General features: G+C 68.3%; 1 protein-coding gene and 1 pseudogene. Both read right to left on the reverse strand.

Annotation, left to right across the window (positions count from 1 at the left end; translation table 11 throughout):
• Positions 1-966 (reverse strand): sulfate adenylyltransferase subunit 1 (locus D7S89_RS27040; protein WP_121281925.1); only part of this gene is annotated, 966 nt, incomplete at its 3' end.
• Between the two features lie 36 nt (positions 967-1,002).
• Positions 1,003-1,278 (reverse strand): annotated as a pseudogene (locus D7S89_RS27045) (sulfate adenylyltransferase subunit CysD); the annotation flags it as partial.

Below are 1,278 nucleotides of genomic sequence, written 5' to 3' on the forward strand. Positions count from 1 at the left end.
GAACGTGTCGCCGCGCGAGACGTCCACGTCCTCGGTCAGCCGCAGCGTCACCGTCTGCCCCGCGAACGCGCGGTCCACCTGCGCCGTGCCGCCCACCACCGGCGCCACGATCTCGGCCACCGTCGCCTCGCGGCCCGCCGGCAGCACCACGATCGTGTCGCCCACCCGCACCTCGCCCGCCTCCACGCGACCCATGTAGCCGCGGAAGTCGTCCGCGCTGCTGCCGTCCTGCCGCGCCACCCACTGCACCGGGAAGCGCAGCGCTTCGCTAGCTGCCTGCGCCACCGGCAGCGCCTCCAGCACGTCCAGCAGCGGTTCGCCCGCGTACCACGGCATGCGCTCGCTCGCCGCCACGATGTTGTCGCCCTTGAGCGCCGACACCGGCACGAAGCGCACGTCGGTCAGACCCAGCTGCCGCGCCAGCTCCACATACGCATCGCGGATCTCGTTGAAGCGCGTCTCGCTGTACTGCACCAGGTCCATCTTGTTGATCGCCACGATCACGTGCTGCAAGCCCAGCAGCTTCACGATCGCGCTGTGGCGCTTGGTCTGCGGCAGCAGCACCGCCAGCCCTTTCTCGTCGAAGGTCACGCGCGTCGCATCGACCAGGATGATCGCCGCATGCGCGGTCGAGGCCCCCGTCACCATGTTGCGCGTGTACTGCTCGTGGCCCGGCGTATCGGCGATGATGAACTTGCGCTTGGCCGTGGCGAAGTAGCGGTACGCCACGTCGATCGTGATGCCTTGCTCGCGCTCGGCCTCCAGCCCGTCCGTCAGCAGCGACAGGTCGATCTCTTCGCCCGCCGTGCGCTTGTTCTTCGCGCGCGAGAGCGCCGAGAGCTGGTCGGACAGCACCGCCTTGCTGTCGTACAGCAGGCGCCCGATCAGCGTGCTCTTGCCGTCGTCGACGCTGCCCGCCGTGATGAAGCGCAGCACCCCGAGATCCGTCGGTTGATGTGTTTCCATGTTTGCCTGTTCCTCGCCTCTCGTCTCGTGCCGTGCTCAGAAATACCCTTGTTTCTTGCGCTGCTCCATCGCCGCTTCGGAGGCCTGATCGTCCATGCGCGTGGCACCGCGCTCGGTGATGTCGGTCACCGCCGTCTCGGCGATGATCTTCTGTACCGTATCGGCATCGCTGTCGACCGGGCACGTGCAGCTGATGTCGCCCACCGTGCGAAAGCGCACGAGCGCCGTCTCGCTGCGCTCGCCTTCGCGCATCGGCGTGAGCGGCGTCACCGGCACGAGCAGGCCGTTGCGGCGCACGATCTCGCGCTCGTG

The sequence above is a fragment of the Trinickia fusca genome (assembly GCF_003628145.1).
Taxonomy (GTDB): Bacteria; Pseudomonadota; Gammaproteobacteria; order Burkholderiales; family Burkholderiaceae; genus Trinickia; species Trinickia fusca.